Source organism: Streptomyces odontotermitis (assembly GCF_050510915.1).
Taxonomy (GTDB): domain Bacteria; phylum Actinomycetota; class Actinomycetes; order Streptomycetales; family Streptomycetaceae; genus Streptomyces.
Genome location: NZ_JBNJLS010000016.1, coordinates 110,582 through 136,095 on the forward strand (window position 1 = coordinate 110,582; position 25,514 = coordinate 136,095).

26 protein-coding genes are annotated in these 25,514 nt (G+C 71.2%); 10 read left to right on the forward strand and 16 right to left on the reverse strand.

Annotated elements, in window-relative coordinates:
• Positions 1–28 precede the first annotated feature (28 nt).
• Entirely contained in the window at positions 29–721 is a 693-nt protein-coding gene (locus ACQB60_RS32890; protein WP_496929768.1) for a response regulator transcription factor, read from the forward strand.
• Positions 718–2,106 (forward strand): sensor histidine kinase, encoded by a 1,389-nt coding sequence (locus ACQB60_RS32895; protein WP_496929769.1) that lies wholly within the window; start codon positions 718–720, stop codon positions 2,104–2,106. The genes ACQB60_RS32890 and ACQB60_RS32895 overlap by 4 nt, the downstream gene beginning before the upstream one ends.
• Positions 2,107–2,109: 3 nt before the next feature.
• On the opposite strand, the gene ACQB60_RS32900 is transcribed toward ACQB60_RS32895, so the two are convergent.
• The 5 genes from ACQB60_RS32900 to ACQB60_RS32920 form a co-directional block, all read right to left on the reverse strand.
• A complete protein-coding gene (locus ACQB60_RS32900; RefSeq protein ID WP_496929770.1) occupies positions 2,110–3,231 on the reverse strand; it encodes an alpha/beta fold hydrolase in 1,122 nt (373 codons plus the stop codon).
• A 167-nt stretch (positions 3,232–3,398) separates the two neighbouring features.
• Complete coding sequence (icmA, locus tag ACQB60_RS32905; protein ID WP_496929771.1) at positions 3,399–5,099, reverse strand: coenzyme B12-dependent isobutyryl-CoA mutase large subunit; 1,701 nt, start codon at positions 5,097–5,099, stop codon at positions 3,399–3,401.
• Between the two features lie 84 nt (positions 5,100–5,183).
• Positions 5,184–5,516: a DUF3817 domain-containing protein gene (locus ACQB60_RS32910; RefSeq protein ID WP_496929772.1), complete on the reverse strand. Its 333-nt coding sequence runs from the start codon at positions 5,514–5,516 to the stop codon at positions 5,184–5,186.
• 77 nt (positions 5,517–5,593) lie between these two features.
• Positions 5,594–6,103 (reverse strand): MarR family winged helix-turn-helix transcriptional regulator, encoded by a 510-nt coding sequence (locus tag ACQB60_RS32915; protein ID WP_496929773.1) that lies wholly within the window; start codon positions 6,101–6,103, stop codon positions 5,594–5,596.
• Positions 6,104–6,112: 9 nt separating this feature from the next.
• Positions 6,113–7,414, reverse strand: a complete 1,302-nt coding sequence (locus ACQB60_RS32920) for an MFS transporter (RefSeq protein WP_496929774.1) — start codon at positions 7,412–7,414, stop codon at positions 6,113–6,115.
• A gap of 93 nt (positions 7,415–7,507) precedes the next feature.
• Between ACQB60_RS32920 and ACQB60_RS32925 the strand changes: the two genes are divergently transcribed.
• Positions 7,508–8,527, forward strand: a complete 1,020-nt coding sequence (locus ACQB60_RS32925; RefSeq protein ID WP_496929775.1) for an ArsR/SmtB family transcription factor — start codon at positions 7,508–7,510, stop codon at positions 8,525–8,527.
• Positions 8,528–8,588: 61 nt separating this feature from the next.
• Positions 8,589–9,608, forward strand: coding sequence for a glycoside hydrolase family 6 protein (locus ACQB60_RS32930; protein WP_496929776.1), 1,020 nt, complete (start codon positions 8,589–8,591; stop codon positions 9,606–9,608).
• 60 nt (positions 9,609–9,668) lie between these two features.
• On the opposite strand, the gene glxA is transcribed toward ACQB60_RS32930, so the two are convergent.
• From glxA to ACQB60_RS32965, 7 genes are all read right to left on the reverse strand, one after another.
• Positions 9,669–11,627 (reverse strand): radical copper oxidase GlxA, encoded by a 1,959-nt coding sequence (gene glxA, locus ACQB60_RS32935; RefSeq protein ID WP_496929777.1) that lies wholly within the window; start codon positions 11,625–11,627, stop codon positions 9,669–9,671.
• Between the two features lie 3 nt (positions 11,628–11,630).
• Positions 11,631–13,421, reverse strand: a complete 1,791-nt coding sequence (locus ACQB60_RS32940; protein ID WP_496929844.1) for a glycosyltransferase family 2 protein — start codon at positions 13,419–13,421, stop codon at positions 11,631–11,633.
• A 265-nt stretch (positions 13,422–13,686) separates the two neighbouring features.
• Complete coding sequence (locus ACQB60_RS32945) at positions 13,687–14,379, reverse strand: TetR/AcrR family transcriptional regulator (protein ID WP_496929778.1); 693 nt, start codon at positions 14,377–14,379, stop codon at positions 13,687–13,689.
• A complete protein-coding gene (locus ACQB60_RS32950; protein ID WP_496929779.1) occupies positions 14,376–15,107 on the reverse strand; it encodes a DUF4166 domain-containing protein in 732 nt (243 codons plus the stop codon). Before ACQB60_RS32950 ends, ACQB60_RS32945 begins: the two co-directional genes overlap by 4 nt.
• Positions 15,104–15,850: a hypothetical protein gene (locus tag ACQB60_RS32955; protein ID WP_496929780.1), complete on the reverse strand. Its 747-nt coding sequence runs from the start codon at positions 15,848–15,850 to the stop codon at positions 15,104–15,106. The genes ACQB60_RS32950 and ACQB60_RS32955 overlap by 4 nt, the downstream gene beginning before the upstream one ends.
• A 167-nt stretch (positions 15,851–16,017) precedes the next feature.
• Positions 16,018–16,311 (reverse strand): MTH1187 family thiamine-binding protein, encoded by a 294-nt coding sequence (locus tag ACQB60_RS32960; protein ID WP_496929781.1) that lies wholly within the window; start codon positions 16,309–16,311, stop codon positions 16,018–16,020.
• Positions 16,308–16,652 (reverse strand): DUF3817 domain-containing protein, encoded by a 345-nt coding sequence (locus tag ACQB60_RS32965; protein WP_496929782.1) that lies wholly within the window; start codon positions 16,650–16,652, stop codon positions 16,308–16,310. The genes ACQB60_RS32960 and ACQB60_RS32965 overlap by 4 nt, the downstream gene beginning before the upstream one ends.
• 153 nt (positions 16,653–16,805) lie before the next feature.
• On the opposite strand from ACQB60_RS32965, the gene ACQB60_RS32970 reads away from it, so the two are divergent.
• The 4 genes from ACQB60_RS32970 (at position 16,806) to ACQB60_RS32985 (ending at position 19,518) form a co-directional block, all read left to right on the forward strand.
• Entirely contained in the window at positions 16,806–17,444 is a 639-nt protein-coding gene (locus ACQB60_RS32970) for an AIM24 family protein (RefSeq protein ID WP_384844991.1), read from the forward strand.
• Positions 17,444–18,094, forward strand: coding sequence for an AIM24 family protein (locus tag ACQB60_RS32975; protein ID WP_496929783.1), 651 nt, complete (start codon positions 17,444–17,446; stop codon positions 18,092–18,094). Before ACQB60_RS32970 ends, ACQB60_RS32975 begins: the two co-directional genes overlap by 1 nt.
• 17 nt (positions 18,095–18,111) lie before the next feature.
• On the forward strand, positions 18,112–18,924 hold the full coding sequence (locus tag ACQB60_RS32980; RefSeq protein ID WP_496929845.1) for an AIM24 family protein: 813 nt from the start codon (positions 18,112–18,114) through the stop codon (positions 18,922–18,924).
• Between the two features lie 117 nt (positions 18,925–19,041).
• Positions 19,042–19,518 (forward strand): MarR family winged helix-turn-helix transcriptional regulator, encoded by a 477-nt coding sequence (locus tag ACQB60_RS32985; RefSeq protein ID WP_496929784.1) that lies wholly within the window; start codon positions 19,042–19,044, stop codon positions 19,516–19,518.
• 72 nt (positions 19,519–19,590) lie between these two features.
• On the opposite strand, the gene ACQB60_RS32990 is transcribed toward ACQB60_RS32985, so the two are convergent.
• Positions 19,591–21,072 (reverse strand): sensor histidine kinase, encoded by a 1,482-nt coding sequence (locus tag ACQB60_RS32990; RefSeq protein WP_496929785.1) that lies wholly within the window; start codon positions 21,070–21,072, stop codon positions 19,591–19,593.
• Positions 21,069–21,746: a response regulator transcription factor gene (locus tag ACQB60_RS32995; RefSeq protein WP_496929786.1), complete on the reverse strand. Its 678-nt coding sequence runs from the start codon at positions 21,744–21,746 to the stop codon at positions 21,069–21,071. Before ACQB60_RS32995 ends, ACQB60_RS32990 begins: the two co-directional genes overlap by 4 nt.
• 129 nt (positions 21,747–21,875) lie before the next feature.
• Between ACQB60_RS32995 and ACQB60_RS33000 the strand changes: the two genes are divergently transcribed.
• Positions 21,876–22,508, forward strand: a complete 633-nt coding sequence (locus ACQB60_RS33000; protein WP_496929787.1) for a PepSY domain-containing protein — start codon at positions 21,876–21,878, stop codon at positions 22,506–22,508.
• 181 nt (positions 22,509–22,689) lie between these two features.
• Here the strand turns inward: ACQB60_RS33000 and meaB are convergent, their stop codons facing one another.
• Both meaB and ACQB60_RS33010 read right to left on the reverse strand, forming a co-directional pair.
• Positions 22,690–23,646, reverse strand: a complete 957-nt coding sequence (gene meaB, locus ACQB60_RS33005) for a methylmalonyl Co-A mutase-associated GTPase MeaB (RefSeq protein WP_496929788.1) — start codon at positions 23,644–23,646, stop codon at positions 22,690–22,692.
• A 50-nt stretch (positions 23,647–23,696) separates the two neighbouring features.
• The gene (locus ACQB60_RS33010) at positions 23,697–24,899 is read right to left on the reverse strand and encodes an acetyl-CoA C-acetyltransferase (protein WP_496929789.1); all 1,203 of its coding nucleotides are present in this window, start codon (positions 24,897–24,899) and stop codon (positions 23,697–23,699) included.
• Between the two features lie 147 nt (positions 24,900–25,046).
• Here ACQB60_RS33010 and mce point away from each other — a divergent pair, with 147 nt between their 5' ends.
• Positions 25,047–25,487, forward strand: a complete 441-nt coding sequence (mce, locus tag ACQB60_RS33015) for a methylmalonyl-CoA epimerase (RefSeq protein WP_496929790.1) — start codon at positions 25,047–25,049, stop codon at positions 25,485–25,487.
• Positions 25,488–25,514: the final 27 nt, after the last annotated feature.

The window sequence follows — 25,514 nt, forward strand, 5'->3', positions numbered from 1 at the left end:
GCTGGGTGCACCGGCGGGGGTGGCGCGGATGACGGCCGCGAAGATCCTGGTCGTCGACGACGACCCCGAGGTCCGTGCGGCGGTGGAGGACGCCCTGACGATCGAGGGCCACGCCGTGAAGGGCGCGAGCGACGGCCAGCGCGCCCTGACCGCGGTGGCCCGCTGGGAGCCCGACCTGCTCGTCCTGGACGTGCTGATGCCCGTCCTGGACGGCCTGGCCGTCTGCCGCCAGCTGCGCGCCGCGGGCGACCGCACCCCCGTCCTCGTCCTCACCGCCCTCGACTCCGTCAGCGAACGCGTCGACGGACTGGACGCGGGCGCCGACGACTACCTGGTGAAGCCCTTCGCGCTCGACGAACTCGTGGCCCGCGTCCGCGCCCTGCTGCGCCGCACCTCCCCCGAGCCCACCGCCCCGGGCGGCCCCGCCCTCACGTACGGCGATCTCGTCCTCGACCCGACGACCCGCACCGGGCACCGCGCCGGGCGCCCCGTCGAGTTCAGCCGCACCGAGTCCGCCCTCCTCGAACTGCTCCTGCGCAACGCCGGGCAGGTCCTGCCGCGCGAGGTGATCCAGGAGACCGTGTGGGGCCGCGACTTCGGCCCGGACTCCAACTCCCTCGCCGTGTACGTGGGTTATCTGCGCCGCAAGCTGGAGGCCGGCGGCGAGGCACGCCTCGTGCACACGGTGCACGGCGTCGGCTACCGGCTGGGCTCCCCGTGAGCACGCGGCGCCGGCTCGGCGCCCGCTGGCGACGCCGCCGCCCGCTGCGCACCCGCCTGGCGATCGCCGCGTCGGCGGCGGTGGCCCTGGTCGCCGTCGGCGCCTGCATCGCCTCGTTCTTCGTGATCCGCTACAAGCTCTACCAGCAGCTCGACCAGAACCTCGCCCAGTCGGCGACGCTCATCTCCCAGCAGCACCGCTCCGAGGGCACGCTCGGCGTCATCACCGGCGAGTGCCGCTTCCTGGGCTCCCCCGCCTGCTCGCAGCTGGTCCCCGCCGACCCCGCCAAGGACCCCTCGCAGCCCTATCTGCTGCCGGTGAGCCAGGCCACCCGCCAGGTCGCGGAGGGCCGACTGGCGCCCTACTGGACGAACATCACCCTCGCCGGCAAGCCGGTGCGGATGTACACGATGAAGGAGGGCGACGGCACCGCCCTCCAGGTCGCCCTGCGCGCCGACATCGCCGAGCGCGGCGTGCGCCAGACCGCCTATCTGCTGCTCGCGGTCGGCAGCGCGGGCGTGCTGCTCGCGGCGGTGAGCGGCTACTGGGTCTCGCGCACCGGCCTCGCCCCCATCACCCGGCTGACCGCCACGGCGGAGCGCATCGCGGCGACCCGGGACGCCCGCCACCGCATCGAGCTGCCGCCGGGCCAGGGCGGGCGCGAGGACGAGGTGACCCGCCTCGCCGCCACCTTCAACACGATGCTCGGCGAGCTGGAGGAGTCCGTGGCGGCCCGGCGCCGGCTGGTCGCCGACGCCTCGCACGAGCTGCGCACGCCCCTCACGGCGCTGCGCACCAACGCCGAACTCCTGGCCCGCGCCGAGCGGTTGAGCCCCGCCCAGCGCGAGCGGGCCTCCGGCGCGCTCGGCCGCCAGCTGCGCGAGGTCACCGGGCTCGTCAACGATCTGATCGAGCTGGCCCGCGACCAGGAGCCGCAGCCGCTCCTGGAGGAGGTGCGGCTCGCGCCCCTGGTCACCCACGTCGTGGACGCGGCCCGCGGCCACTGGCCCGCCGTCCCGTTCGCGCTGCACGTCACGCCCGGGGCGGCGGAGGTCTCCCTGCCCGGCGTACCGGCCCGCCTCTCCCGGCTCCTGACCAACCTCATCGACAACGCCGCCAAGTTCTCGCCGACCGGCTCGCCCGTCGAAGTCACGCTCACCGAGCGCGAGTTGACGGTCCGCGACCACGGCCCCGGCATCGCCGAGGAGGACCTCCCGTACGTCTTCGACCGCTTCTACCGGGCGGAGAAGGCCCGCGCCCTGCCCGGCTCGGGCCTCGGCCTCGCGATGGCCCGGCAGATCGCGCACGCCCACGGCGCGGAGCTCACGGCGGAGGCGGCGCCGGGCGGCGGGGCGCTGTTCCGGCTGACGCTGCCGGAGGGCTGACGGCTACTTCTGCTTCTTCCCCTTCTGCCAGGCACAACTGCCCAGCGCGGCCTTGCCGTTGGACACGAGCCGGTCGGCCTGGGCGGCGGGCAGCACCTTCGTGTGCTTCTCCGTGCAGACGACGGTGCGGTCCCCGTGTCCCGCCAGGTCGACGAGGATCTGGTCCCAGTGCCGGTACTGCACGTCGTGCCCGGTGTCGGCGTAGGTGCGCACGACCGGCTTGCCCGGCAGGTGCTCCTGCCAGGTCTTCAGGGTCGACGGCGGCACGGTCGTGTCCTTCTTGCCGCCGTAGAGGTAGACGGGCGCCGTGAGCTTCGCCAGGTCGGGGCCCGGCCGCTCGCAGTACAGCCGCTGCTCGTGCACCTGCGGCGCCGGGTCGGCCTGCTGGCCGCGCTGGTTGTAGGTGCGGGCGCCTTCCTCGTACGCGGTGTCGGCGAAGCCCGGGATCGACTTCACGGGGCTGTCGTCGGGGAAGGACCACCACTTCCTGGGGTCCTTGATCTGGTCCTCGACCGCGTCGGCGAGCACGTCGTCGGAGAGCCCGCAGTAGTCGGGCTTCGTGCCGTACGGCGGGAGGGCGGCGGCGAGGTGCAGGGCGGAGACGCGCTCCGGGGCCCTGGCGGCGAGCTCGGCCGCGTACGGGCCGCCGCCCGAGATCGCGACGACGGAGAAGTCCTTCACGTGCAGCCGGTCCATGACCTGCAGGGCGTCCGCCGCGAAGTCGGCCTTGCCGAGGCCCTTGTCGTACGCGGTGTCCCCGAAGCCGTTGCGCTCCACGGAGATGAGGCGGAGCCCGAGGTCCTCGCGGGTGCTGCGGAAGAAGTCGGTCATGTGCGCGGCCCGGGCGCTGGTACCCGTACCGCCGATGAACAGGACCGGCTTGCCGCGCCGCGGGCCCGCGTCGACGTAGTGGGCGGTGCGGCCGCCGTCCAGCTTCGCGGCCCGCACCTCGGGGCCGAGCGAGTCGAAGTCGTCCTGGACCTTGGGCGCGGGCGGCGGGCTCGCGTGGACCCCCTCGGAGCCGCCGACGAGCAGGGTGCCGACCACGGCGAGGGTGGCGGCGCCCAGGGCGACGGCGGCGGTGCGTGCGTGGCGGTCGGGGCGAGCGGGGACGTCCGGACTCACAGGTGTTCTCCAGGGGGCAGGAAGGAGGGACGCGGCCGCACCTACCCGCACCCCCGGGAACAACACCTGTAACTCAGATCACTCCGGCCACTCAAGTCACGCAGTTGCCCGGACGGTTCACGCTCGGCGGCCGGACCTCTCACACACAACGGCCGGGCGGCTCACGCTCAGAAGCCGGGCGGCTCCGTGTACACGCCCCACTCGTCCCGCAGCACCCCGCAGATCTCGCCCAGCGTGGCCTCCGCGCGCACCGCGTCCAGCATCGGCTCGATCATGTTGGAGCCGTCGCGCGCGGCGGCCAGCATCGCGTCGAGCGCGGACCGCACCTTGGCGTCGTCACGCGCCTCCTTGCGGCCGGCGAGCGCGCGCACCTGCTCGCGCTCCACCTCGTGGCTGACGCGCAGGATCTCCAGGTCGCCGGTGACCGAGCCGTGGTGGACGTTGACGCCCACCACCCTCTTGTCGCCCTTCTCCAGGGACTGCTGGTACTGGAAGGCGGACTCGGCGATCTCGCCGGTGAACCAGCCGTCCTCGATGCCGCGCAGGATGCCGGAGGTGATCGGCCCGATGGGGTGCCTGCCGTCCGGGTGGGCGCGCAGCCCGCGCTCCTTGATCTGGTCGAAGATCCGCTCGGCGTCGGCCTCGATCCGGTCGGTCAACTGCTCGATGTACCACGAACCGCCCAGCGGGTCCGCGACGTTGGCGACGCCGGTCTCCTCCATCAGCACCTGCTGGGTGCGCAGGGCGATCTCGGCGGCCTGCTCGCTGGGCAGCGCGAGGGTCTCGTCCAGCGCGTTCGTGTGCAGGGAGTTGGTGCCGCCGAGCACCGCGGCGAGCGCCTCGACGGCCGTGCGCACCACGTTGTTGTACGGCTGCTGCGCGGTCAGCGAGACCCCGGCGGTCTGCGTGTGGAAGCGCAGCCACTGCGCCTTGTCGCTCCGCGCCCCGTACACGTCGCGCATCCAGCGGGCCCAGATGCGCCTGGCCGCGCGGAACTTGGCGATCTCCTCGAAGAAGTCGACGTGCGCGTCGAAGAAGAAGGAGAGCCCCGGCGCGAAGACGTCCACGTCGAGCCCGCGGCTGAGCCCCAGCTCCACGTATCCGAAGCCGTCGGCCAGGGTGTAGGCGAGCTCCTGCGCGGCCGTCGCCCCGGCCTCGCGGATGTGGTAGCCGGAGACCGACAGGGGCTTGTACGCCGGGATGCCCTTGGCGCAGTGCTCCATCAGGTCGCCGATGAGGCGCAGATGGGGCTCGGGCTGGAAGAGCCACTCCTTCTGCGCGATGTACTCCTTGAAGATGTCCGTCTGCAGCGTGCCGTTGAGCACGGCCGGGTCGACGCCCTGCCGCTCGGCGGCCACCAGGTACATGCAGAAGGCGGGCACGGCGGGCCCGGAGATCGTCATCGACGTCGTGACGTCACCCAGCGGGATGTCCTTGAACAGGACCTCCATGTCGGCGGCGGAGTCGATGGCGACGCCGCAGTGGCCGACCTCGCCGAGGGAGCGCGGGTCGTCGGAGTCGCGCCCCATGAGCGTCGGCATGTCGAAGGCGACGCTCAGCCCGCCGCCGCCCGCGGCCAGGATCATCTTGTAGCGCTCGTTCGTCTGCTCGGCGTTGCCGAAGCCCGCGAACTGGCGGATGGTCCAGGTCCGGCCCCGGTACCCGGTCGGGTACAGACCGCGCGTGAACGGATACTCGCCGGGCCATCCGATCCGCTCGAAGCCCTCGTACGTGTCCCCGGGCCGGGGCCCGTAGGCGGGCTCGACCGGGTCGCCGGAGAGCGTGGTGAAATCCGCGTCGCGCTTCTTCGCGGCGTCATAGCGGGCCTGCCAGCGACGGCGGCCTTCCTCGATGGCGTCAGCGTCCATGCTTCAAATTTACTAGGACGTCCTAGTAAATGTCGATGGGCAACCGCCGTGCGCTTGCACACGGCGGGGGGACGCGTCGTCCGGTTACGCCTTGGAGAGGGCCGGGGAGGCGTCGGCGAGCAGCGGCTGGACCTCGCGGACGACCTTGCGCTCGACGAAGAAGGCGGCGGTCGGGATGGTCCCCGAGAGCAGCACCCACAGGAGCTTGCCGAACGGCCACTTCGCCTTGGAGCCCAGGTCGAAGGCGAAGATCAGGTAGATGATGTAGAGCACGCCGTGGACCTGGGAGACGACGAGCGTCAGGTCCTTGCCCGTGCCGAAGCCGTACTTGGCGACCATGCAGGCGCACAGGATGAGGAGCATGACGGCGGTGACGTAGGCCATCACCCGGTACCGGGTCAGCACGCTGGATTTCATGTATCCGAGCGTAACGGCCCCTTTTGCGCGATCTTCAGCACCCCCGGCCGGTCTCCCGCCCGTCCGCTGCTCGCCCGCTACTTGTCCTCGAAATCCTCGGCCGCCACCCGCAGGGGCCGCAGCATCGCGAAGATCTCCGCGCACTCCTCCGCGTCGTACACCCCGAGCCCGAAGTCCATCGCCATCAGCTCGCGCGTGGCCGCGTCGACGACCTCGCGCCCCTTGTCGGTGATGGAGGCGAGCGTGCCGCGCCCGTCGTTGGGGTTGGGCCGCTTGGCGACGAGGCCCGACTTGACCAGCCGGTCCACGGTGTTGGTGACCGACGTGGGGTGCACCATGAGCCGCTCGCCGATCTTCGACATCGGGAGCTCGCCCGCCTTCGAGAAGGTCAGCAGGACCAGGGCCTCATAGCGCGCGAAGGTCAGTCCGTACGGCTTGACGACCGCGTCGACCTCGGCCAGCAGGATCTGGTGCGCGCGCATGATCGAGGTGATGGCGCCCATCGCGGGAACCGAGCCCCAGCGCTGCTTCCAGAGCTCGTCGGCGCGGGCGATGGGATCGAAGGGAAGGCTGAGCGGCTTCGGCACGCTTCGACCTTACCCGCCGGTCATATGCTGGTCAGCCCCGTCTCGTGATTCGGTCGCGCGTTCCCGTACGGAGTGGCGCGTTCCCGTCGCGCCCGCCGCGGGCCCGGCGCCGCCGCGCGCGGTGGCCCGCACCTCGGCCACCAGCAGCAGACAGCAACAGCCCCCGAGCACACCCGCCCCCGCCACCACCGTGCCGACCGCGAAGAACTCGGCGGCGAGCCCGGCGAGCGCCATCCCGACCCCCTGCACCGTCATGAGCCCGGCCGTGTGCACGGTCATGGCCCGCCCCCGCAGCTCCTCGGGGACGGCGTCCACGAACCACCGGTCCAGGCCCAGGGTGTACGCGGATCCGGCCCCGGCGACCACGAGGGCGACGAGCGCCGGACCGAGCCCGGGCGTGAGCGCGAACGCGACGAGCGGCAGCAGCGTGACGGCGGCGAGCGGCAGCACGATCCGGGACCGGGCGGCCGTGGAGAGCGCGGAGCCGGCGTAGAGCTCCCCGGCGATGGTGCCGACGGGCAGAGCGCACATCAGGAGCCCGACGCCCGCGACGCCGATCCCGATCTGGTCCGCGTAGGGGGCGGCGAGCGCCTCCGGGGCGACCATGAACATCGGCGGCACCCAGAAGAGCAGCAGCAGCGCCCGCACCCGCCGGTCGCCGAGCACCTGCCGGGCGCCGCCGAGGGAGTACCGCACGAGGGCGGCGCCGGTGTCCCCGCGCGCGGGGCGCCGTTTCGTCCCGTACCGCAGCAGGAGCGCGGACGCGGCGAACGTGCAGACGGTGAGCACGAGCGCGCCGCGCGGCGTCACGAGGGTGAGCAGCACGCCGCCCAGCCCGAAGCCGACGAGGACGGAGCTCTGCGAGACGATCCGCAGCAGGGAGCGGCCGAGCACGAACAGGTCGCCGTCGCCGAGGACATCGGTGAGGGTCGCCATCCGGGTGCCGTTGAAGACGGGCGAGACGACGGCGATGAGGCAGCGCAGCGCGAGCAGTCCCGCGACGGGGGTGGCGGGCAGCGCCATGAGCCCGGCGCACCCGGCGCAGAGCACGTCGCAGCCGACGAGCACGCGGCGCGGCGGGTACCGGTCGGCGATCCCGGACAGGAGCGTCCCGCCCACCAGATAGGGCAGCATCCCGAGCGCGAAGGTGAGCGCGCCGAGCAGCGGCGAGCCGGTGAGCCCGTACACGAGGACGGTCAGCGCGATCTCGCTGACGACGACGCCGAGCAGCGAGAGGGCGTGCGCGGCGAAGACGGCGCGGAACTCGCGCACGGCGAAGACCCGGGCGTACCCGGCGGGTTCTGCTGGCATGGAGGCACCCTGCACGGGAGGGCGCCGTCCGCCCTAGAGTTTCGGCCCCAGGCGAATCTTCGGCGTCGCACGGGGGCCACGAGGGGGGATTCCGTGCCGTTCCGCATGCACTTCGGACAGGACGACCTGCTGCGCTGCCGGTTCGCGGTGTCGCCGCTGTGGGAGACGCAGGAGGCGGTACGGACCCTGAAGCGGCCCGACCGGCACGGGTACCACCCGCACTGGCTGCGCCGCGTCGCCGAGGCGGGCCGCGGGCTCGACCTCGATGCGCTGTGGCTCCTGATGCCGCGCCGCGGACACTCGCCCGACTTCCTCGGGCCGCCTCCGATCGGCCCCTCGGCCTCCTTCGCGGAGGAGATCGCGGGCGTGCGGGCGGCCGATCCAAAGGCGGCGCGGGAGGACATGGCACGGGCGCTCGCCTGTACGCCGGGCGCCGCCGAGTCGCGCAAGGGACGGGCGCTGCTTGCCGATCCGGCGGGCGCGGTGAGGGAGTTGGCGGATGCCCTGGAGGCCGCCTGGCGCGCCCTGATCGAGCCGGACTGGCCGCGTCTTCGCGCCCTCCTGGAGGCGGATGTCGCCTTCCACTCCCGGCGGCTCGCCGAGGTCGGCCTCGGCGGGCTGCTCGCCGAGCTCGACCCCCGGCTCAGCTGGGACGCGGGCACGCTGACCGTGGAGTGGCGGGACGAGCACGTGCGCCATCTGGCGGGGCAGGGCCTGGTGCTGATCCCGAGCGTGTTCACCTGGCCCGAGGTGATCAGCGGCTTCGAGCCGCCGTGGCAGCCGACGCTCGCCTACCCGGCGCGCGGCATCGGCGGGCTGTGGGACGAGCCCGCCGCCCACACGCCCGACGCGCTCGTGCGGCTCCTCGGCCGCGGCCGCGCCACGGTGCTCACCGCCCTGGAGGAGCCCGCCACCACCACGGGCCTCGCGCACCGGCTCGGCCTCGCGCCGTCGTCCGTCTCCGCCCATCTGGCGGCGCTGCGCGACGCGGGGCTGCTGCTGTCGCGGCGGTACGGGCACCAGGTCCTGTACGAGCGGACGCCGCTCGGCATCGCGCTCGCCGCCGGGGGCGGGGCCGGGGGCGGGGCCGGTGTCGCGCAGGGGCGGACTTAGCCCTTTATGTCACGATTGCCGGGCTGACTGACCGTCACCTTCGCGCGCCCAAGGGGTCTGGATGCACCGGCTGCTCCGCACGTTCACGGCACTCACGGCACTCGCCGCCCTCGGGTTCGCGGCGGGCTGCTCCTCAGGCTCCGGCGCCGAGAAGACGGCCGCCGTGCGCGGCCCCTCCACCGGGCCTTCCCAGCCCCCGCAGAACGCCTTCTGGGTGGACCCGGACAGCGCGGCCGCCCGCCAGGTCGCGCAGTGGCAGGGCGAGGGCCGCGCCAAGGACGCGGAGGTGCTGCGGCGGATCTCCGAGCGCCCGGTGGCGCTGTGGCCCGCGGGCGACAACCCCGCCCCCGACATCAAGACGGCCACCGCGGGCGCGGCCGAGGGCGGCCGCACCACGGTGCTCGTCGCCTACAACATCCCGCACCGCGACTGCGGCCAGCACTCGGCGGGCGGCGCGGGCAGCCCCGAGTACTACCGGAACTGGGTCGACGCCTTCGCGAACAGCATCGGCGCCAGCCCGGCCGTGGTGGTCCTGGAGCCCGACGCGGTCCCGCACATCGTGGACGGCTGCACCCCCGCCGAGTACCACGAGATGCGCTACCAGCTGCTCTCCGGGGCCATCGAGCGGCTCAAGCGCCAGCCGCGGACCAAGGTCTACCTCGACGCGGGCAACCCGGGCTGGATCAACGACGCGAACAAGCTCGCCGAACCGCTGCAGCGGGCCGGGATCGCCCGGGCCGACGGCTTCTCCCTGAACGTCTCCAACTTCCAGAGCGACGAGACGACCAAGGCGTACGGCCGCACCCTCTCCGGCCTCCTCGGCGGCAAGCACTTCGTCATCGACACCAGCCGCAACGGCCGCGGCCCGCTGACCGGCGACCGCCAGGACGCCTGGTGCAACCCGCCGGGACGCGGCCTCGGCACCCCGCCCACCGACCGCACCGGCGACCCGCTGCTCGACGCCATCCTGTGGATCAAACGGCCCGGCGACTCGGACGGCCCCTGCCGGGGCGGCCCGGCGGCCGGCAAGTGGTGGCCGGACTACGCGCTGGGGCTCGCCCGCAACGCGAAGTCCGCGTAGCTCGACGGCTGACAGAATTCAGCTGACCGATGACAGATTCTGAAATCTGTCATCCCGACGTCACTTCACCTGGATCCACTTCGCCTCGGACGAGGCACCGTCCTTGTCCGTGACGAACAGCATGTACCACCCGGGCGGCACCAGTGCGGTGTCGCCCTTCGGTACGTCCACGGTCACCGAGTCCTTGTTCTTGGTGAGGCCGAGGGCGATGGAGCGCTGCTCGACGTCCGTGGTGTGGGTGACCGCGCTCGGGCGCATCAGACGGGCCGAGGCGATCGTGTCGGGGTGCGCGGTCTTGAAGGTCGCGCGGCCGCTGTCGGCGAGCGTCTCGGGCCCGTCGCCGAGGACGGGGCGCTTGTCGCCCGCCTGGTGCAGGGACGGCGGGGTGTAGATCTCCATGCGCTGCTCGAAGTGGCCGAGCTTGGTGTTCTGTTCGTTGTCGTAGAGCGGGTCCGAGCCGAAGGACGCGACCCGGCCGTCGGGCAGCAGCAGCGCCTCGGAGTGGTAGTTGCGGCCCACCTTGGGCTCGGCGGCCTCCCGGAAGGCGTTCTCCTTGGGGTCGTAGAACTGCGCCTTCAAGATGTTGCTGGCGCTGCGGCCCCGGTAGTCGGAGGAGCCGTTCGTCGTGAACACCGAGTCGTCCGGCATGATCACGCTGTTCAAGTAGCGGGTGCCCTGCGGGAGTTGCGGGCCCGTCTTGAAGGAGGGGTTGTCCTCCTTGAGGTCGACGACGGCGGTGCGCTTGGTGGACTTCTTGGACTCGCCGACGCCTCCGCCGCCGAGGATCATCACCTTCTGGTCCTGCGCGGGGGGCAGCAGCAAGGAGGAGGACGTCTCGGTCTGGTCGAGGTCGTCGAGGCCGGGGACCTTCTCGAACGTGTTGGTCTTGATGTCCCACAGGCCCGGCTCACGGCCCTTGTCGGCGGGTCCGTACCCGGCGTTGGAGGCCGGGTAGAAGAGCTTGCCGCCCTTGGTGAGAAAGAGCGCCGGGTAGGTCGGGAAGTAGCGCTTGGGGCCGTCGGTCCACTTCTTGGTCTTCGGGTCGTAGATCTCGTTGTCGCCGGGGTCGATCATGCCGACGTCGTCGAGCCCGGAGACCGCGAGGACCTTGCCGTCCTCGAGGCCGACCAGGGTCGGGTACCAGCGGGCCTTCTCCATGGGCTCGACGGGCACGTACTTCTCGGCCTTGGGGTCGAACTCGTAGGCGGCCTTGATCCCTTGGAAGTCCTGCTTGTCCATGGTGAGCTTCTCGGAGATGCCGTACGTGTTGTCGGCCTCCTCCCCGGTCAGCCCCTCGATCTCGTACTGGGCCGACTTGCCGGTCTCGGCCTGCTTGCCGCTGTCGAGCGCCTCCACGAAGACGCGGGACTCGCTCGCGGTGACCTTGGTCTTCCAGGGCTGCATCACTCCGGACCGGGAGTACGTGATCTCGAAGTCCCGCTTGGCCTTGGGGACCTTCACGTCGAACTTGGAGACGTACTCGATGCCGGAGGGCGAGCGGAACTTGGTGCCCTTCTTCAGGACGACGGCCTTGTCGGGGTTCTCGTTCTTGACGCGCATGCCGCCGCCCGCGCGCTTCACCTCGCCGTCGAGCAGCTCGTAGCGCGCGGTGCCGCCTGCCACCAGGAGGCGACCGTCCGGGAGTTGGGCGTGTCCGGAGCAGAAGAAGTCCTCCGGGGTCGCGATCTTCTTGAAGGTGTTCTTCTTGGGGTCCCACAGGATGGTGTCGAAGGACCCCGCGTCGAACTTCTTCTGCTCGTTGCCCGAGCCCGCGACGATGAGCACCTTCCCGGTGTGCAGGAGCGCGGCGTGGATGGCGTTGGTCCGGTACTCCTCCGGGATGTCGATCTGCTTCCAGGAGCCGTACTTCTTCTTGTAGCCGGGCTGGGCGATCTTGTAGTCGTGGTACTTCTCCTCGGCGAAGGAGAGCGCGGCGGGGGCGTTGAGCCCCACGAGGAGGGCGCCCGCCCCGACTCCCAGGAGCGTCTTCTTGGTGCGCTTCGAAGGCCGGTATGCCATGGGTCAGTTGCCTCCTGTCGTGGTTCCGGTGGCGAAGGCGGGCTCCGGCTCGCCGTCCGCGGCCCGCTGGGCGGCCCGCTGCCGGGCCGCTGCCTTGCGCAGCCTGCGCTCCCTGACCTGCGTGAATCCCCAGATGGTGACGGGGGCGAGCGAGATGACGAGGGCCAGCACCGCCCAGGTCCGCATCGCCACGTGGGTGTGGCCGAGCATGAAGGAGGCCACGAGCGAGCTGACGAGCACGGCCGACCAGAACAGATGGATACGGAAGGTCAGCAGCCGGTCCGGGCTGGCGTCGCCGCCCTTGGGGGTGACCACGAAGCGGCTCGGGCGGCGCAGGAAGGCCGCGCCGAGCGACTTCAGGTAGATGGGCGCGGAGAGCGCGGACATGGCCATCCCCGCGAGCCCTCCGGACCCCTCCGGCTCGTGCGGCGAGACGTTGTGCCGCCGGTTCCACAGATAGAGGCCGATCTGCAGCGCGGCGGCGTCGCTGTAGAGCATGAGCCAGACAGAGGCGGCGACCTGCGTGCCCGACGCCCCGAACCACAGGAAGAGCACACAACTCACGATGCCGAGCAGCCAGTTGACGGCCGTCATCGGGTAGTAGACGAGCATCAGCGAGTACGAGAAGAGCCGCCCGGGAGGCATCGTGAAGGGCGCCTTCCAGTACTGCTTGAAGAGCGTCTCGTACGTGCCCCGGGACCAGCGCATCTGCTGGGTGAAGAAGTCCGTCCAGGAGGCGGGCCCCTCCCCCACGGCGAGCACGTCCGGCGTGTACACGGACCGCCAGTGGCGCCGCGTCAGCGGGTTCTTGTGCCGGTGCAGCTCGAACCCGGTCGCCATGTCCTCGGTGATGGAGTCGTAGAGCCCGCCGACCTGCTTGAGGGCGGCGATCCGCACCACGTTGTTGGTGCCGACGAACATGGGGGCGCGGTAGCGGTTGCCCGCGCGCTGGATGAGGGCGTGGAACAGGAACTGCTGCGACTCGGCGGCCTTGGTGACCGGAGAGGTGTAGTTCCCGTACACCTGCGGCCCGACGACGAAGGCGACGTCCGGGTCCCGGAAGTAGCCCATCATCCGCTCGAGGAAGTCGGGCAGCGGCACGTGGTCCGTGTCGACGGAGGCGAAGAAGTCGTAGTCGCCGTGGTGCAGGGCGAGCCAGGCGTTGTAGTTGCCGTGCTTGGTGCGGGCCTTGTGGGGGCCCTTCTTGCGGTTCCACTCCGGGACGCCGTTGCGGGTGAAGTGCCGGACACCGAGCTCGGCGCAGAGGGCCTTGGCGTCCGGATCGTCGCCTTCGTCGAGCAGCCATACGTCGAGGGGACCGCTGTGGGTGATCCGGGTCGCGCCCTCAAGGGTGGCGCGCACCATGGCGAGAGGCTCTTTCCCGGGCACGTACGTCGTGAGGAAGGCGACGCGCGTCCCTTCCTCGGGCACGACGGGTATCGGATCCCGGGCGACCATCGTGGCGTGCGCGATGGATATGACGTTGACGAGCATGAACAGCTCGATCAGCCCGATCGCGACGAGCATCGTGATGTCGAGCCCGACGAGCCACCGCTCACCGCCCTCGCGCTCGGTCCAGTGCGTGGGCCAGACGAGGTAGACGAGCAGGGCCCCGGTGAGCAGCGGGGCGAGCGTCATCAGCAGGACGGCGCGTATTCGGTGGGGCTCGCGGGACAGGAGCGACCGGTACTGGACCCGATAGGGCTCGCCGCCGTCCTCGCCGTCGCCGTGGGGCTCGGTGAGCGGTCCGGCGAGCCGGCTGTGGGTGTCGTAGTCGTAGCCCTCCGGCCGCACAGCGCCCTCCAGGTTCTGGTGATCGAACGAGCCGATACCCACACAAAAGTGGAGTTTCCGCGGCGTGTCGAACCGGATGCGTCCGTGCGAGCGATTTATCGTGGCGGGTTTCGCGGGGCGGGTTTCGCGGTACGCCGGACGAGCAATCAGCCCGTCCGGCGTTTGAGGACGACCCCTTGAGGCGATATCGGGTGCCCCAGGGCCGACGGAGTCGGCGGATTCGGGAAGGGGCGGGACTGGGGAAGAAGCGCCGCAGGCGACCGCCTCAGCGCCGCACCGACCTCCGCAGCCGATGCCGCACCGCCCGCTGGGCCACCGGCCCGAGCTCCTCCAGCGCGGCCGCCACGACCCCCAGCTGCTCCAGCGCGTCGAACCCGCTCGCCGCCCCCTCCGGATCGACCCCCTCGTACAGCTCGATCCCCACGAAGGACGCCCCCACCGCCCGCGCAAGGCCGGCAGGATCGGCGAACTCCCCCAGCGGCGTGGCCGCGAGCACCCGCACCAGCACCTTCTCGATCTCCTCGATCCACAGCGCGAGCCCCGCCGCCGTGGCCCGCGCGAGGGCGGGCTGGGTCTGGGCGCCGGCGAGCAGCTGTCCGAGCACGGCGACATGCCCCTCCGCCCGCTCCCGCTCATGCATCTCCCGCCCGAACGCGAGGAGTTCGGAGAGCGACCGCACCTCGCCGAGCCGCTCGCGGTAGAGCGAGACCCGCTGCTCGGTCCCGTACCGGCAGGCGGCGGCGAGGAGCTCGTCGACGGACCCGAAGTGGTAGAAGACCAGCGCCTGGTTGACCCCGGCTGTCGCCGCGATGGTGCGCGCGGAGGTCTTGGCGATGCCTTGTTCGGTGAGGGTGCGCAGGGCCCCTTCGAGGAGCTTCTCCTTGGTCTCCTGCCCCTTGGCGGGGTCTTTGGCGGAACCCTTGCACGCAGGCGCGTTCCCGTTCCCGGCAGGGCTCACGCCCGCACCTCCTCGCGGACGGGCCGCAGCCCGGCCCGCACCCCGCACGCCCGTACGTCCTGGTACGTCGCCGTGAACGACCCCTCGTACCCGAAGAGCGGCCCGAAGTACCGGTTGGTGACCCGGACTTGGATGCGGAAGCGGCCCGCCGCGTCGTCGAAGGACTCGCGGACCTCCGCGTCACCGCCGATGAACTCCGGCACCCGGGCGTCCACCGGCCCCTCCCGGAAGCGGTGCGTGCCGGACCGGATGAGCAGGGAGCCGTCGGGCTCGGCGCTCAGGTGGAGGTCGCTGGCGAGGTGCTGGTGGGTACCCAGGTAGTCGAGGATCCGGTCGCCCTGGGGGGCGAGGACCATCTGGGCGTCGAAGCGGCGGGAGCGGCCGGGCAGGTCGAAGGTGCGCACGAAGCTCACCGTCTCACGGCCGAAGGTGTCGGTGTACGGCACGTTCTCGATGATGAAGGGAACGCGGCGCCCCGCGCGCGGGACGAGGATGTTGCGGGTGCCGCCGAGCGCGAGGAACGGCTTCACGAAGCCCCGGCCGTGCCAGATGCGGTCCATCACGCCCCGCCCGGTGCACGCCTCCCCACTGGCCAGGCCCACGGAGAAGCGCCGCTGGAGCTGCGGGTGGAGGCGCTCGAAGTCGGCGCCCATGACGGTGCGGAAGATCGAGGCGGCCGGAGCGGACGGCACAGACGAAGCGGTCGGACCGGAGAAAGTGACTGTCATGACTGGTGCTGCTCCTGAGGCGTGGCAAGGCTGGCGAGGATGCGGGGCGCCCGCGCGCGGGAGCGCTCGGGCGGGGTGCGCAGACAGCGCCGCGCGGCGGGTGTGCCGGGCAGCGGCGGCAGCATGAGGGCGACCGCCGCGGTGGCGAGCGCGGTCATGGGCGCGAAGAGCACGGCGGCGAGCACCGCGAGGACGCGCACCAGCACCTCGCCGACGCCCTGCAGCAGCGCCCGCTCGGGCGTGACGCCGCGCTCCAGCCAGAGCCGCAGCCGGTCGAAGGACCAGGCGGTGGCCCAGCCCATCAGCGGCCGGAAGGCCAGGCGGTCGGCGAGGGCGCCGAAGCGGCCCCAGCGCGGCCGGTAGTCGTAGCCGGTGACGAAGCGGACGCCGTCCTCGGTGGGTACGTAGCGCCAGTAGCCGCTGCCTTCGGCGAGCAGCGAGAGCGGGTGGGGCGAGGCGAACCGCAGCGCCGAGGTCCGGGTGCCGTCCGGGCGGCGCCGCTCCCCCGCCGAGATCCCCGTGCCCGCGACGGTGACGAAGGGCAGCACGCGCGTGGCGTACCGGAAGTGCTGCGGCTCGCCCTCGGCCTTCGGCAGGTACGTGATCTCGGAGAAGCGAAGGTCCCAGCGCTGGTGCCGAGCGGGTTCCTGGGTGCGCGCCCAGAGCTCGTCGAGCTCCGCCCGTATGCGCGCCTCGACATAGAGACCCGGTGCCTGCTTCTGCCGCTTCTTCTGCTGCTTCACGAGAACCCCCACGTCAATACGTGTTTGAGCGACTGCTCAAACAGAAGGTACAGCTGTTTGAGCAGTCGCTCAAGTACGAAGGCGCACTCCTGGAGAGAGCAGAGAGCACAGAAAAGGCCCCTGCCGGAATCGGCAGGGGCCTCGGGAGACGTCAGGGCGTCGCGGCTCTACGGCGCGAGGTGTCGCTCCACCGTCTCGACCTTCGACGTCAGACCGTCCGTCACGCCGGGACGGATGTCGGCCTTCATGACCACGGAGACGCGCGGCGCCCGCTCCTCCACGACGGCGACGGCGCGCTTGATGACGGCCATCACCTCGTCCCACTCCCCCTCGACCGAGGTGAACATCGCGTCGGTGCGGTTCGGCAGACCGGACTCACGGACGACCCGGACCGCGTCGGCGACGTACTCCCCCACGTCCTCGCCGACGCCGAGCGGCGTCACGGAGAAGGCGACGATCATGCGTTCACGACCCCCTCGCGACGGGCGCGCGACGCGATCACCGCGGCCTCGGCCTCGCGCTTGAGCTTGCGCTCGGCGAAGAAGCCGCCGGTCGGCAGGACCGAGAGGATGAAGTAGAGGGCGGCCGTCTTGATGTCCCACTTCGTGCGGTTCCAGGCGTCGAGCCAGAAGAGCACGTACAGGATGAAGAGCACGCCGTGGACCATGCCCATCACCATGACGCCGTCGAACGACGTGGTCCGCTTCAGCACCGAGCAGACGAGCAGCAGCAGGAAGGAGACGGCCTCGGGGGCCGAGACCAGGCGAAGTCGACGGAGTGCGGATGCGGTCTTGATGTCCACGGCAGGGCACCTTCGGTGTCGGGGTTGATCTTGTGAATGCATGCACAAGGGTTCAACCATTCTGACAGTCAGGGTTCAACCGTCCGATTTTGGGGGTCGCGTCAGGGCCGGAAGCCCTGTTCCGGAGCGCTCCGGCGCCGCTAACGTCGTGCCGTGGCTACCTTCCGGCTTCAAGGCAGCAGGGTGCTCGCCGTCGACATGACAGGCGACGCCGTCAAGGCGAAGAACGGCTCGATGGTCGCGTACGACGGCCATGTGTCCTTCAAGAAGATGACGGGCGGCGGCGAGGGCATACGCGGCATGGTGACCCGCCGTCTCACCGGCGAGCAGATGACGGTGATGGAGGTGAGGGGGAACGGCACCTGCTGGTTCGCCGACCGGGCGACGGAGATCAGCCTTGTTCAACTGCAGGGCGACAAGCTCTTCGTCGAGTCCAGCAACCTCCTCTGCTCCGACGCCGCGCTGCGCACGGGCACGACGTTCACCGGCCTCCGCGGCGCCACCCAGGGAAACGGACTGTTCACGACGACGGTCGAGGGCACGGGCCAGGCCGCGATCATGTCGGACGGCCCGGCGGTGGCGCTGCGGGTGAGCGGCGACTATCCGCTGACGGTGGACCCGGGCGCGTACATCGCGCACCAGGGGAACCTCCGGCAGAAGTTCCAGTCGGGAGTGACCTTCCGCACCCTCATGGGCGAGGGCGGCGGCGAGGCGTTCCAGATCCGCTTCGAGGGCGACGGCCTCGTCTATGTCCAGCCCAGTGAGCGCAACACGATCGGGGGCGACGTCTGATGCCCTTCCGCGAGATCAACTCGAAGATGGTCGAGGCCACGGTGGCCCCGGGCCAGAAGCTCTTCAGCCAGCGGGGCGCCATGCTCGCCTACCGCGGGGACGTCTCCTTCACCCCCAACATGCAGGGCGGGCAGGGCGGGCTGATGTCCATGATCGGCCGCAGGCTCGCCAACGAGGCGACGCCGCTGATGACGGTCGAGGGCAGCGGCACGGTCATGTTCGGGCACGGCGGCCACCACATCCAGGTGATCGGCCTCTCCGGGGACACCCTCTGCGTGGAGGCCGACCGGCTGCTCGCCTTCGACGGCACGCTCCAGCAGGGGACGCTGTTCCTGGGCTCCCAGGGCGGCGTCATGGGCATGGTGCGCGGCCAGGTCTCGGGCCAGGGCCTGTTCACCACGACCCTGAAGGGCCACGGCTCGGTCGCCGTCATGGCGCACGGCGGAGTCGTCGAGCTCCCCATCACCCCGCAGCGCCCGGTCCACGTCGACCCCCAGGCGTACGTCGCGCACCACGGCGACGTGCGCAACAAGCTGTCCACGGCGCTCGGTTGGCGCGACATGGTGGGGCGCGGCTCCGGCGAGGCGTTCCAGCTGGAGCTCTCCGGAAGCGGCGCCGTCTACGTCCAGGCATCGGAGGAGAAGCTGTGAACGCCCCTGTGTCCCCGATGGCGCACGGCCCCGCCGTCTTCGACCCGATGACGCTCCCGTCCGACGACAACGTCAACCCGTACACCTTCTGCGTGGAGCTCAAGGGCAACCAGTGGTTCATGCAGAAGGGCAAGATGATCGCCTACTACGGGCGGGTGGACTTCAACGGCATCGGGCACGGCCGCCTCGACCACTTGGTGCGAACGAGCTTTCATTCGCCGCTGCACGCGAGCGACTGGGTCGTCGCCGAGGGCCAGGGCAAGATGCTCCTCGCCGACCGGGCCTTCGATGTGAATTCGTACGACCTCGACGACGGCAACCTCACCGTTCGCTCAGGCAATCTGCTCGCTTTTCAGCCAACTCTTTCGTTGAAACAGTCCATCGTTCCGGGCTTCCTGACACTGATCGGCACGGGCAAGTTCGTGGCCGCGTCGAACGGCCCGGTGGTGTTCATGGAGCCCCCGCTCCGCGTCGACCCCCAGGCGCTCGTGGGCTGGGCCGACTGCCCCTCGCCCTGCCATCACTACGACCACGGATACATGACCGGCATCCTCGGCGGAGTGCGGGCCCTGACCGGGATCGGCGGGAGCTCGGGCGAGGAGCACCAGTTCGAGTTCGTGGGTGCGGGGACGGTCCTGCTGCAGTCGTCGGAGGCACTCATGGCGGAGCAGGCGACGGGCGCCGTGCCGGACCAGGCGGGGGTGCCCGGTGGCCGCGGCGGAGCCGGGCAACAGCCCCAAGGAGGGCAACGGGGTCAACAGGGACAGCAGCCGGGAACACCGCGCCTTCCCGGACAACTGGGGGACCTCCAGCGTCGCTTCGGCCTGTGAGCGGTAGTCTGCGGAGTGTGACGGCGAACGCCTGTACCCCTCCTTCCCGAGAGGGGTGCGAGGCGTGTCACACTCATCACTCGTTCACCTTTCAACTTCTTAGGTAGAATCGAATCCATGGAGACCGATACGGCACCGCAGTGGCTGACCGACGAGGAACAGTGCGCCTGGCGTACTCACGTGGAGGTCAACAGGATGCTGACTTATCAGCTCGAAAAGGACCTCCAGCCCTTCGGTCTGACCATGAACGACTACGACATCCTCGTGCACCTCTCCGAATCCGACGAGCACCGGATGCGCATGAGCGATCTCGCCGCCGCAACCCTGCAGTCCAAGAGCCGCCTGTCCCACCAGATCACCCGCATGGAGAACGCGGGCCTGGTCCGCCGCGAGAACTGCGAGTCCGACCGCCGCGGCCTCTACACCGTCCTCACCGACGAGGGCATGGAGACCATGAAGAAGGTCGCCCCGCACCACGTCGCCTCCGTGCGGCAGCACTTCGTGGACCTCATCTCGCCCGAGTCCCTGGGCGAGCTGCACAGCGCGCTCACGCCCATCGCCGAACATCTACGCGCGCAGCGTGGCAGGCCCTGACCCCCGGCCGCCCACCCGCACGCCGCACCGTCCCCGCACACCAGCCCCCGACCCCGTACCGCGCCGCGGCCCTCAGACCCCGGGCCGCACCAGCGGCAGCCGCAGCTCGAACAGGGCGCCCCCAGAAGGCGCCTGACGGACCGTGAGCGTTCCCGCGTGGCCCGTCGCGACATCGCGGGCGATCGCGAGACCGAGCCCCGCACCCCCGTCGTCCCGGCTGCGCGCGTCGTCGAGCCGCACGAACCGCTCGAAGATCCGCTCCCGTTCGGAGTCCGGCACGCCGCTCCCGTCGTCGGCCACCGCGAGCACCGCCCAGCCGTCCTCGGCGCGTGCGGTGACGGTGACCAGGGAGCGCGCGTGCCGCTGCGCGTTGTTCACGAGATTGCCGAGCACCCGCGCCAACTGCCCGCGAGATCCGGCCACTTCGAGCGGCCCGTCGAGCCGCTGCCGCACCTCGGCGCGGTCCCCGGACCGCTGCGAGAGCTCCTCGTGGGCGAGGGCGGCCAGGTCGACGCGGCCCCCGCCCGGCTTCTCGCCGGCGTCGAGCCGGGCCAGCAACAGCAGATCGGCGGCGAGCTCCTGCAGCCGTACGGTGTCCTCCACCGCACCCTCGACGTCCAGCAACTCCGGGTGTGCGGCGCCCACTTCGAGCTGGGTGCGGAGCGAGGCGATGGGGCTGCGCAGCTCGTGCGAGGCATCGGCCACGAAGCGGCGCTGCCGCTCCACCGACGCCTCCAGGGCGGCCAGCGTCTCGTTGGTGGTGCGGGCGAGGCGGGCCACCTCGTCGTGGGTGTCCGGCTCGGGCACCCGGCGGGCCAGGTCCTCGGAGGCGGTGATCGCGGCCATCTCGCCGCGGATGGCGTCGACGGGCCGCAGCGCGCGCCGCGTCACCAGCCAGGTCACGGCGGCGATGACGGCGAGCAGCAGCGGGAACCCGATGAGCATGGCCGTCAACGCCGTGGCGACGGCGCTCTGTTCGGCGTCCAGCGGGGCCCCCGCGTACACCGTGAGGTCACCCTTCGACTCGACGTTCACCTCGACCGCGGCGAAGCGGTAGTCGGCGGTGTCGCCGTCTACGGTGGCGGAGCCGTCGCTGAAGCGGGCGTCGTCGTCGATCTCACCGGGCTTCAGCCGGTCGCCGTCACCGTCCTTGCCCTCGTCGTCACCGCCGTCCCCGCCGTCACCGCCGTCCCCGTCATCGGAATCACCACTGCCGCCAGGGGACTTGGGACGGACCTGGTCGACCCCCGTCCCGCTGATCCGCTCCAGGTCCTCGCTCACCGCGACGACGCGGCCGTCCCCGTCGACGACCTGCACCGGGTGGTCCTCGCTGTCGGGCCACTCCAGATCGCGGTACGGGACGTTGGCGGCGAGCTGCGAGGCGACCTTGCGGGCGGCGGACTCGGCCTGGGTGCCCGCCTGGTCGGTGAGCGTGGCGCGCAGCGCGAACAGCACGGCGGCGCCCGCGACGACCAGGGCGAGCGCCACGACGAGGGTCGCGCCGAGCGCGGCCCGCGCCCGCACCGAACCGAAGAGCCTCCTGGGCCACCTCATCGCGGGGCCTCCAGGCGGTACCCGGCGCCGCGCACGGTCGTGATGAGCCCCGCGCCGAGCTTGCGCCGCAGCGCGCTCACGTACACCTCGACGATGTTGGGATCGCCTTCGTACGCGAAGTCCCACACATGCTCAAGGATCTCGCCCTTGGACACCACCTGCCCCAGCCGCGTCACGAGCTGCTCGAGCACCGCGAACTCCTTGGCGGTGAGCACCACTTCGACTTCGTCGCCCGCCTCGCCCTTGAGGACCCGGCGCGCGGCGGTGTCGACCCGGAGCTCGCCGACCACGTGCACGGGCGAGGCACCGGAGGAGCCCCGCCGCCGCAGCAGCGCCTTCACGCGGGCCACCAGGACGACGTACGAGAAGGGCTTGGTCAGGTAGTCGTCGGCGCCGGTGTCGAGGCCCTCGGCCTCGTCGTACTCGCCGTCCTTGGCGGTGAGCATCAGGATCGGCACGTCGTGCCCGGCGGCACGGAGCGCGGCGCAGACCCGGTAGCCGTTCAGGCCCGGCAGCATGATGTCGAGGACGACCAGGTCGTACGTCCCCTCGCTCGCCCGGTGCAGCCCCTCGGTCCCGTCGTGGACGACGTCCACGGCGAACCCCTCGGCGGTCAGTCCCTTGGCGAGGGAGAGGGCCAGCCGCTTCTCATCCTCGACGATCAACAGGCGCATACGTAGAGGGTCGCAAACCGAACCTGAAGAACGCTTCAGGCGGCTTCAGGCTGGCTTCAGCATCGCTCAGCCAGATTGGTCCACGTCGAAAGCGAACGGCCCGAACAGCCTGATCCGGGAGGAACCCCCATGAAGCGCAAGCTCGTCATCGCCACCGTCGCCGCCGTGGCACTCGTCGGCGGCGGCACCGCCACGGCCCTCGCGGTCAGCGGCGGGGACGACGACGCGTCGGCGGCCTCGAAGTCGAGCGTCCAGGTCAAGAACGACCGGGACGACGACAGGGACGACCGTAACGACCGCGACGACAAGGCGGACGACGCGGAGGACCGGGCCGAGGCCAGGGCGGCGAAGGTGACGGCCGCCGACGCGATCGCCGCGGCCCTGAAGCACACCCCGGGCACCGCGGTCTCCGCCGAGCTCGACGACGAGGACGGCGGCCTGGTCTGGGACGTGGACGTCCTCAAGAGCGGCACGTGGCACAGCGTCGAGGTCGACCCGGGCACGGGCAAGGTCCTCGGCTCGTGGACCGAGAAGGACGACGACGGGGACGCCTCCCGGGTGGCGTCGGCCCTGAAGGGCGCGTCGGTCTCGGCGCAGGACGCGGCGAAGGCGGCGGCCGCCAAGGGCGCGGTGACGTCGGTGGACCTGGACGACGACGACCACCACGGTGCGGCGGCCTGGGAGACGGAGACCACGAAGGGCGACTGGAAGGTCGACCTGAAGACGGCGCAGGTCACGCCGGACCACGAAGACCGCGACTGATTCCCCGCACCCGCCGACGCCGGACGGGCTGGGACCACTCAGCCCGTCCGGCGCTCGAGGACGAGCCCTTGAGGCGATACAGGGTGCCCCAGGGCCGACGGAGTCGGCTGATTCGGGAAGGGGCGCCCGCGCGCGGAGCGCGCTCATGGATGCAGCGGGGAAGAAGCCCCGCAGGGCAACCTCAGCTGCCCGTGACCCCCTCCACCAACTCGTCCGCGGCCCGATAGGGATCAAGCTCCCCCGCCACGATCCGCTCGGCCAGGGCGCCCAGCCTCCGGTCCCCCCGCAGATCCCCGATCCGCTCCCGCAGCGCGGTCACCGCGATCGTCTCCACCTCCCGCGCCGCCCGGGCCACCCGCCGCTCGTTCAGCACCCCCCGCTCCTCCATCCACGCCCGGTGCTTCTCCAGCGCCTCGACGACCTCGTCGGTCCCCTCGCCCCGCGCCGCCACCGTCTTCACGATGGGCGGGCGCCAGTCGCCCGCGGACCGGGACTCCCCGAGGCCCAGCATGTGGTTGAGCTCGCGCGCGGTCGCGTCGGCACCGTCGCGGTCCGCCTTGTTGACCACGTACACGTCGCCGATCTCCAGGATCCCGGCCTTGGCCGCCTGGATGCCGTCGCCCATCCCCGGCGCGAGCAGCACCACCGAGGTGTCGGCCTGCGAGGCGATGTCCACCTCCGACTGGCCGACACCGACGGTCTCGACCAGGACCACGTCGCACCCCGCCGCGTCCAGCACCCGGATCGCCTGCGGCGCCGCCCAGGCGAGCCCGCCCAGGTGCCCGCGCGTGGCCATGGAACGGATGTAGACGCCCGGATCCGAGGCATGATCCGACATCCGCACCCGGTCGCCCAGCAACGCGCCCCCGCTGAACGGCGACGACGGGTCCACGGCCAGCACCCCGACCCGCTTCCCGGCCCGCCGGTACGCGCTGACCAGGGCCGACGTCGACGTGGACTTGCCGACGCCGGGCGATCCTGTGAGGCCGACGACATAGGCGTGCCCGGCGAGCGGGGCGAGCGCCGCCATCACCTCGCGCAGCTGCGGCGACGCCCCCTCGACCAGTGAGATCAGCCGGGCCACGGCCCGTGGCCTGCCCTCGCGGGCCTGGGCCACCAGGGAGGGGACGTCCTGCATCACAGCTCCGTTCCGTTCCTACGTACGAGAAGTGCCGTCGCGGACAAGCGTCAGCCCTTGGCCACCTTCACGATCAGCGCGTCGCCCTGGCCACCGCCACCGCACAGCGCGGCCGCGCCCACACCGCCACCGCGCCGCTTCAGCTCAAGGGCGAGGTGCAGCACGAGGCGGGCGCCGGACATACCGATCGGGTGACCGAGGGCAATGGCGCCGCCGTTGACGTTCACCTTTTCCGAGGACACCCCGAGGTCCTTCATTGACTGCACCGCGACCGCGGCGAAAGCCTCGTTGATCTCGATCAGGTCGAGGTCCTCGACGCCGAGCCCCTCCTTCTTCAGGGCGTGCAGGATCGCGTTCGACGGCTGCGACTGGAGGGAGTTGTCCGGGCCCGCGACGTTGCCGTGTGCCCCGATCTCGGCGATCCAGTCGAGGCCCAGCTCCTGCGCCTTGGCCTTGGACATGACCACGACCGCGGCGGCGCCGTCGGAGATCTGCGAGGCCGAACCGGCCGTGATCGTGCCGTCCTTGGCGAAGGCGGGGCGCAGCTTGGCGAGGCTCTCCGCCGTCGTGTCCGCGCGGATGCCCTCGTCCTCGGAGACGAGGACCGGCTCGCCCTTGCGCTGCGGGATCTCGACCGGGGTGATCTCGGCCCGGAACAGGCCGTCCTTCTGCGCCTTGGCGGCCCGCTGGTGCGACTGCGCGGCGATCTCGTCCTGCTCGGGGCGGGCGATGCCGAGGCGGGTGTTGTGCTTCTCCGTCGACTCGCCCATGGCGACGCCGTCGAAGGAGTCGGTCAGGCCGTCGTGCGCCATGGAGTCGAGCATCTCGATGGCGCCGTACTTGTGGCCCTCGCGGGACTTGGGGAGCAGGTGGGGGGCGTTGGTCATGGACTCCTGGCCGCCCGCGACGACCACGTCGAACTCACCGGCGCGGATCAGCTGGTCGGCGAGCGCGATGGCGTCGAGGCCGGAGAGGCAGACCTTGTTGACGGTGAGCGCGGGGACGTTCATGGGGATGCCCGCCTTGACGGCGGCCTGGCGCGCCGGGATCTGCCCCGCCCCGGCCTGCAGCACCTGCCCCATGATCACGTACTGCACCTGGTCGCCGCCGATCCCCGCACGGTCGAGGGCGGCCTTGATCGCGAAGCCGCCCAGGTCGGCGCCCGAGAAGGACTTCAGGGAACCGAGGAGACGGCCCATGGGCGTGCGCGCGCCCGCGACGATCACTGAGGTGGTTCCGGTCGTTCCAGACATGTGGCACGGCCCCTTCCAGCGTTGAAGCTGAGGAGAGTGAACGAGGGTTTACTTGAATGTACTGAGCGGTAAGCCGTGCGTCACCGGCCATCCGGTGTGATCGCGCGCACGTTGCGTAATCGCCTTCCGGCGCGCTGCACTTGAAGCATGCTGACGCGAATCGACCACATCGGGATCGCCTGTTTCGACCTCGACAAGACCGTCGAGTTCTACGAGAAGACGTACGGCTTCACGGTGTTCCACTCCGAGGTCAACGAGGAGCAGGGCGTGCGCGAGGCCATGCTCAAGATCAATGAGACGAGCGACGGGGGCGCCTCCTACCTCCAGCTCCTCGAGCCCACCCGCGAGGACTCCGCGGTCGGCAAGTGGCTGGCCAAGAACGGCGAGGGCGTGCACCACATCGCCTTCGGCACCGCGGACGTGGACGGGGACGCCGCCGCCATCAAGGACAAGGGCGTACGGGTCCTCTACGAAGAGCCGCGGATCGGCTCCATGGGGTCACGCATCACGTTCCTGCACCCCAAGGACTGCCATGGAGTCCTCACAGAACTGGTCACCTCCGCGCCCCAGGACTCCCCGGAGCACTGACCTCCGCATACTCGGGCCGGTAGGGTT